Here is an 8,201-nt window from a genome sequence, read left to right on the forward strand (position 1 = left end):
TAGCCTTCTATGAGATTCGTGTTCCTCGGACCGGTGTTTTGCCGCCAGCTTCCTTCAGATTCCGAGTCGCCTCGGACACCCTTGCTCTTGGCTAATCTCTACTTCTGTCTTCGGGGTTCAGGACTTACACCCTATAGTTCATGCGCATGCCGGGCGCACAACGAAAGTCCTTCAGTTAAACAACGAGGGCACTGAAAAACTTACGTTTTTAAATTTGTAGGTTCATTTCAGATAAAAATAGGCGACTTCTTGTTCAACTTTGAACAGGAAGTCGCCTATTTCTTTCGGTTATTTTACTCTTTTTCTTTCAATAACGTGAGTATCCGTTTCAAATTGACGGCGAATATAGTTGTGGCTCCTTGCATTTCCATGCCAAATAGACCCGCAGATGATGCTACATCATACCCGTGTCCGTTCTTTAACTCACTGTTTTTGGCTTCAATTTTATAACGTGAACGCGCCAGTTCTTTGAAATCATCTGTGTTCTGAAAGACTTCCTGTTCTGCGTGTTCCATCGATTTTATGGTCACCGAATAGGTCTTACTTTTAGCATCTTCTTTATAACAACCTTCACGCAAAGGACATACTTTACATTTTTCTATGTCAAAATAATAGGTTTGACGTTGATTCTTTCCGACATTCTTTTTATTCGTACGTGCTGTGCGAATTGCCATATGTCCTGCTTTACACACATACATACCAGCATCTTTATTAAACTCAAATTCTTCTTCTTTCGTACGTCCACCTTGTGTAATCTGCGGATTTAGTTTTGATACAAGTTGAAATTCCTCTGTTTTAGCTAATTGGAGATTATCTTTCTCTGAATAAGCTGCATCACCGATTACTGTGTCAATTTCTATACCCGTTGTTTTACTTTTTTCTATTAATTCTTTTAAGTATTTTCCATCACTTTTCTCACCTGTTGTCACGACAGCGGCTGTAATGATGCGTTCGTCGTTCATAGCAATATGCGTTTTAAAGCCAAAGAAAGAAGAGTCCACTGATTTGTGACCAACACGTGCGTCTGGGTCTGCGGAATAACTAAGTTGTACTTCAAAATCTTCGACTACTTCTTTTAAAACATTTAATTTTTCTTTGACAGCAGGGATACTCGCTATTTTGTGTTGTGCTTCCACGATTTCTACAACTTGACGGCAATAATCGAGTTCATCCTTTACTTCATTAGAAGTGGTTTTGGGCGGGAATTTTTCTTTCATTGTTTCATCAAATTGATAGACAGCTTTACGGACGTTTTTTGATTTTTCCTGTAAAAATTCCTTTGGTGATTTTTGATTGTAACGTGCATTTGTATGTGTGGCATCAACAATAATCGTTTTACTCGAAATGATGTTCTTCTCTAACGCAATCTCTACCGTTTTTCCAATCAACAAATCTAATAAACCCATATCTTGAAGACGGAGTCGGCGAAATTTCGTTAATGAACTTGAATGAATGACATCTTCTTCAGACGTCATATCTAAGAAGTATTTGAAGGACATGTCGCATTTCGAGCGTTCAACAAGATCTTCATCGGATACATCATAAATCGCTTTTAATAATAAATATTTGAACATACGAATAGGAGGCACAGCATTGCGACCGAGACAATATTTAGTTTTCAACTCGTCTAAAATAAATGAGAAATCGACAAGTTCATTGATTTGGCGAAGCATATTATTTTTGGGTACGACGATATCATAGATCGCCATAAAAGGGCTGAGTTTCAGCGTTTCTTGGTTTGAAATCATTTTAAATACTACCTACATACATTGATAACCTTAGTATAAAACAAAAAGCAGTGGAAAGTTTGGACTTTTAATAGTCTTTTAAATATATTGAATCCCAATAATTCATAAAATTCACTGTTAAATATTCATAAAAAACCAGCTAGTTTCCTATCAGGGTATAGTGACTTTATTAGAAACACTTCTATTTTAAATTTACTTCATGGAATCGATCTAGACCATGATAATATAAAAGAGGATTTGGTGGATCCTTAACCGTACTTTCATAATCAAACACCGTTCCTAAGTCATCTCCAAAAAAACTTATAACATCTTTGATAATACGATGATTAACTATAAGATCATCATATTTTTTAAGTTTATCATTAGCAAGTTTTAGGGTTACTTTTGCTTTATGTGCAATATCAACAAAACTGATACCAGGATTAAAACCTGGCGCATTAAATGTCACTGTGTTTGATTCAACCCAAGGTAAATTTTCATCAATCATTTCGCTTTGTACATATTGTGCTAAGTACCCACCAAGTGAATGACCTGTAATATACATATGACTCATCATTTCAGAATCAGTTTGTATTAATTCTCTAACATAATCAACAGCATCATCAATTTGTAAACCACCCATGTTTAGCCCTACTTGAACGATATCTTCTACAAAGTCCTCCCACTCCTGTGAACCTCTAAATGCAACTGTATAAGCATATTTTCCTATAGAAATTTCTTTACTATACACATGTACATCAAAAGAAGTAAATGAATTGGTATCAGTTTTGATTAACTCCCATCCTCCTGGACTCACAAAATCCTCTGGTGGATCTTTACGATACGCATTTCTCGCCATTTCAGCAAGCTGAAGTGTAAAGGGTAACTTATCAATTTCTGTTTTAGTAACACCAGTATCTCGACCTGATTTAATATTATTATCTATCTCGATAGCACCACTACCTGATCCAACTTTAATCGTTGAAATTTGATCAAAAGCCCAGTTTTTTGGTAGCGGATATCCTAAATTCCCACTAAATCCTGTGGACATCCCACTAACAAAACTTGTCTTTGCATAACCTTTCTCTGAAACTTGAATACATACGCTTCGAGGCCCATAAACACCTACTTTATAAGATCCACCAAGTTGAACCATTTTCTTATTTATGGCATTGAAATGAGGAAGAATATTATCCGTAATATCTGTCCCATATGCATCAAAATCAACTGCAAAATAAATAGTAGTACCATCTTGGAATCCATATTTTTTTGCTGCATCGTATGCTGCTTTTGCATCCAATCCACCTTGTTCCACACTAAAACTTGAAGCCTTCGCACCATAAGTTTGGAAAATTGGAAATACAGATAATCCGGCATCAAAAATATTTTTCAATTCACCTGGTTGTAGTTTTTTATTTATACCACCTGAAACATTAGTAAGATAACGTCCTACAGTTTCATAACCAGCAGCCTTTAAAGCTTTGCCTCTCTCTAAAGTGACTTCCGTTATACAATCACAAGCCGTTCCTTTTCGACTTGGATCCCCCGTACTAACTAATGCTGATAACCAAGTTGACTTATTAGCAACACCATCAACAGAGAGTAGTGTGAATCCTTGGAATTCCTTAACTTTATTTACTATAATCGCATTATATGTTGTTGAAAATGGACTAGAATCATATCCATTAAAATATAACGCATATTGGAATAATGTAACAAATCTACCCGAACTACCTTCTTTTAGAATTGGTAATCCATCCTTTGTCGCAGGACCAATCGAGCCAGTTTGAGAAGCTGCAGGAATTCCCATTTCTGTTTGCAAGCCATACACTAAAGCTTTATTTGTACCTCGTTGATAATGACCATCTGTTGGTTGAACTCCAGCAGTTTTGTAATACTTATTATTTAAATCTTGTTGGATTTGTCTTATTTTTGCATCTCCACCTGGAGTGAGGCGATAAGCATCCATTGTTAAGAAAGCTTTAAAAACATAGTCATAAACTTTCCCATCTCTCACAGGTAATCCAGCATCCGTTTGTAAATTAATAATCCCTGCTTTTGTCCCCTCACCAAATGTTCCTGTAAATCCAGTTGGATTATATCCCTTGCAATACATTGCCCCCTGAAGTATCATTACTATATTTTTCGCTTGATCAGTATCTGGAACTTTTCCTAATTCAAGAATACCGAAACGATTATACTCACTAGCAGTTGTTGGACCAAAGCTATTGGCAGTATTAGTAATTCCTAATTCAAGTTGCAACGCTCGGGTTAAACCGTACACCGTTGGCCAACCTACTTTTCCATCTTCCGGTACCCTTTCATTAAACCCTGGTAAGTGACTATACTCTTGATTAACCCATCTTTGAACTCTCAATACCATTTCATCCATTGTTATCTCTCCTTTTCCTTTTTTATGAGCAGATTTGAGATCCCTTCACTTCACTTGTAATTTCTCCCTTCTCACCAAAATGAGCATTAAACTCACCTTAGTGAAAGATCCGCTCACTACGATGAAATGTGTGGTGATTTATGCATTTTGTGACGACATCGGTGAAATATGTTTGTTACTATTGAGAATATACGTTCTATAATACTACTAAATTTTGGTTTCTTTCCATTTTGTTGTGATAATTATTAATAGATTGTGAGAAATTAAATAATTTAAAAAGGAAAAAAGCATTCCCCGAATGGAAAGGCTATATCCTCTACGCTATAGTTAAGCGAACATGTTTTATTATGCGATTTTGTTTCTAGTTAATATATAATTTGTAGCGCCTTATTCCACTTCGGGTACATTTTCAATTAAGTAACGATTTGGAGGTTCTTCTGAACGTCTTTTCTTTTAATATTTTTCCATGGAACGTCACAAAAGGTTACAGGAGGTTTTTATTTATACAATGTTCAAATATTTGATTTAATGGCGGTCATATTACAAACGGAACGGTATGTGTGGCTTCATAATCCGGGTATATTGCGGTTACAGTAAAGAATTTAGTGGATTCACAATGGTCGCAATTCCCATTCACGGTATATCTAGACGTGTGGCACACAGGTTCTGGTTAGTCAGGATGGTCAGAAATCGGATCGCGTTCGGGAACTTCGTAGTATAACGGTACAAACGTATCGTTTTCACCGACATACGGTGCCACGAAAACATATGTGTTCGTTGTAAAGCGCACCCCGACAATTCGGACAATTTCGAATTCACAACAGCCAATTTCTGTCATTACGACTAAACAAAAGATGCATCCTTGGGGATTGCCATTTTTTTGAGCCAAATTTACAAATAGAACATGCGATTACTTCACTGTATTTCGCCATAAAAAAAAACACCCCTAAAGTTAGATTTTGACTCTAATGATATGCTCCCCATTAGGTAGACAGATTAAAAAATAAAATCTGTTTATCGAATGGGGAGTTTTTATGAGGAAGCATTCCTTCTCTAAAAAAGAGAAGTTAGAAATTTTAAAGCTGTATCACGAAGGTCCACTTACATTAAATGAAGTAGCGAAAGTATTTAATGTTCATCGAGATACAATAAAAGATTGGCAAAATGATTATCTTCATTTTGGAGAAGAGGGCCTTGAACGATTAAACCAGCATAATAGTTATTCTAAAGAACTAAAATTTGCGGCTGTCCAAGATTACCTTTCAGGCGAATTCTCTTTAAGAGAGGTTGTAAGAAAGTATAGACTTTCTAGTAGATCTGTTTTAAGAAATTGGATTAAAAAGTATACTAGTCATAGTGAATTAAAAGATTCGGGTAAAGGAATGAGCCAAACTATGACCAAAGGCAGAAAAACTACTGTAGAAGAGCGTGTTGAAATTGTAAAAACTTGTATAGCTAATGAGAAAAACTATCAAGAAACAGCGTTAAGATATGAGGTATCTTACCAACAAGTATACCAATGGGTGAAGAAATATGAGGAAATGGGTGAGTCTGGTTTACTAGATCGACGTGGCCATACAAAGCCAGTAGAAGAATTAACCGCTGAGGATGAGTTACGTTTAAAAATCCAACGTATGGAACGTGAAAATGAACGATTACGTGCAGAAAATCTGTTTTTAAAAAAGTTAGAGGAAATCGAAAGGAGGCATCGTTAAGTAAAATTCGTATTCAAAGTTGTTACATCGCCATTCAGGAATTAGCCACGAAAGAAGCATTGCCAATCATTTTATTATGTGAGATCGCTGGTGTTTCGCGTGCAGCTTATTATAAATGGCTAAACCGTAAACCATCCCCACAAGAAAATGAGAATGAACAACTCTTAAAATCGATTCAACGTCTCTATAAACAAGTAGATGGGATTTATGGCTATCGTCGCATTACACTGACAATCAATCGCCAACGTGAGAAAGATGATTTACCAAAAGTGAATAAAAAACGCGTGTACCGTTTAATGCAAATCTGTGGATTGAAATCTGTGATTCGTCGAAAGCGAAAACAATATCGTAAATCAAAGCCAGATTATGTGGCAGAAAATATACTAAATCGTGATTTTAATGCAGATAAACCAAATCAAAAATGGTGTACAGATGTGACCGAATTCAAGTATGGCAATGGGAAGAAAGCTTATTTAAGCGCTATTATTGATTTACATGATAATTCGATTGTGAGTTATATATTAGGTCATTCGAATAATAATAAACTCGTTTTTAACACGATGATACCAGCTATACAAGGTTTAAAAAAGGACGAACAGCCACTTATACATAGTGATCGTGGCTATCAATATACATCAAAATTCTTCAAACGGATGATTGAAGATGCGAATAGGGTACATAGTATGTCGAGAGTTGGACGTTGTATCGATAACGGACCAATTGAGGCTTTTTGGGGTACGCTAAAACAGAAAAATATTATCTCAATAAATATGATACATATGAAGCCTTAGAAGCAGCAATTGATACATATATTTCGTTCTACAATTCAGAGCGTTATCAAGAAAAACTAAACGGCTTGAGTCCCTTGGAATTTAGGGATCAAGCCGCATAAAGCATTTTTATTATTTCCACTGTCTACTTGACAGGGAGCAGTTCATAACTTTAGGGGTGCAGGACCCTTCCTTGTGGGAAGTCACCCCTTATTTAAAACACAACAATTGGCGTATTTTATCAAGAATCTACAGTTGTTTTTAATATTTCAAATTTCCCTTGTTCATCCACGGTAAACATGACACTATTATTACGACTATCCGTTCTATCTACGCTTGTTTCATTAGGGCTGGAATACATGGTTTTAACTCCTATCTTATAAATGCCCTCTGTTAGCACATGGCTCTTTTCGAAATCATCCATAATACTTTGAGCATTGGGAACAGTTTCACTATTTTTGTAGGTATTGTAATAGTAACTAAAATTGATGACTCCTATATAATTAGCATGATCTCTAGGTTTACTATCTTTTAACATTTTCATTATGTTGTCAGTGTTTATTTTTTGATCACGTTTGAAATTTTCAATTAATTCCTTTTCTTGTTGTTCATCTATATCTATATGTAAATAGTAATAGAAATTTGGATTCTTTTTATTAAAGGAGAATTCACTTAATAAGTTATACTTTTTTGTTATCTTATCGGATTGTTTCAAAACATCACGATGTTGTTCCACATAAGCTCCTTTGAATATTTCTAGAAAAACATCATCGCTGCTATTTTTATCTATTTCATGTGAGTTTTTGTCTACAATAAAAAAAGCAAGAGTGTGGTATGGTTTTTTTATTTCCACATAAGTCTGTAGATCAGAAATTCCAAACCCACTATAAGAAGAAAGAATTTTAAAATCCCCATCCTTTATCCCGTAGTTTTCGGACAAATAATCTCCTATTGGTTTTTCTACTAGTTTTGTATTTTCAACGCAACCACTTAATAGGGATAGTGGTATGCACAGTAATAAGATAAAAACAGTTACTTTTAGTTTCCTCATTCAAGTTCCCTCTTTTCTATTATATACTTCATACAATCATAGTTGGGGTTTTTGTCCATCCCCTATTTAAATCCCTCTATGTACATTTTTCATTCTTACCACTCCTCAAACTACATTTCACCATTTTTTAAAACAATAAGTTGCACTAGCATAAAAAAGAATTTTCCCCAAAATTAATCAATTTTTTTCGCATTGCGTTTTTGTTCCCATTCAAGTAAGGTTTTAGCGTTCAAATCAACCACCTCTTTTTTTATCAAGTATATACGATCCTCTACACGTCTTCTTTGGTTAGGTAACAAAACAAAACGTCTCCACTTGTTGGAGAACGCCCCCGCTCTAATTTCTTTCCATAGAATACTTCACCTGTAAAACCTTAACAATGTTTCGCCTTAGTTTATATATGTAGTTTTTTCCTCTTCATACAGATAGGTAAGCCTTTGAAATTATCGCTAGCTTTTCCCCCTGTTCACACCGTACGTGCGACTTTCATCGCATACGGCGTTCCAACTAATCCAATTTATTCTTTCTATGTATTAAGCAGACGAG

Annotated in this window: 3 protein-coding genes and 1 pseudogene; 1 reads left to right on the forward strand and 3 read right to left on the reverse strand. The window is 35.4% G+C overall.

Going from position 1 to position 8,201, the window contains the following annotated elements; genetic code table 11:
• Positions 1 to 293: 293 nt before the first annotated feature.
• Both ACVWXS_RS25320 and ACVWXS_RS25325 read right to left on the reverse strand, forming a co-directional pair.
• Positions 294 to 1,748 (reverse strand): IS1182 family transposase, encoded by a 1,455-nt coding sequence (locus ACVWXS_RS25320; protein ID WP_456960621.1) that lies wholly within the window; start codon positions 1,746 to 1,748, stop codon positions 294 to 296.
• 181 nt (positions 1,749 to 1,929) lie between these two features.
• A complete protein-coding gene (locus ACVWXS_RS25325; RefSeq protein WP_456960622.1) occupies positions 1,930 to 4,119 on the reverse strand; it encodes a glycoside hydrolase domain-containing protein in 2,190 nt (729 codons plus the stop codon).
• Between the two features lie 1,034 nt (positions 4,120 to 5,153).
• Between ACVWXS_RS25325 and ACVWXS_RS25330 the strand changes: the two are divergent.
• Positions 5,154 to 6,726 (forward strand): annotated as a pseudogene (locus tag ACVWXS_RS25330) (IS3 family transposase).
• Positions 6,727 to 6,845: 119 nt separating this feature from the next.
• Here ACVWXS_RS25330 and ACVWXS_RS25335 read toward each other — a convergent pair.
• On the reverse strand, positions 6,846 to 7,655 hold the full coding sequence (locus ACVWXS_RS25335) for a hypothetical protein (RefSeq protein WP_456960623.1): 810 nt from the start codon (positions 7,653 to 7,655) through the stop codon (positions 6,846 to 6,848).
• Positions 7,656 to 8,201 lie beyond the last annotated feature (546 nt).

It is taken from the genome of Lysinibacillus sp. TE18511 (genome assembly GCF_054062295.1).

Bases quoted from the DNA above. Each gene is read 5' to 3' on its own strand.
- ACVWXS_RS25325 (WP_456960622.1), bottom strand. From the start codon at position 4,119: ATGGATGAAATGGTATTGAGAGTTCAAAGATGGGTTAATCAAGAGTAT.
- ACVWXS_RS25335 (WP_456960623.1), bottom strand. From the start codon at position 7,655: ATGAGGAAACTAAAAGTAACTGTTTTTATCTTATTACTGTGCATACCA.
- ACVWXS_RS25320 (WP_456960621.1), bottom strand. From the start codon at position 1,748: ATGATTTCAAACCAAGAAACGCTGAAACTCAGCCCTTTTATGGCGATC.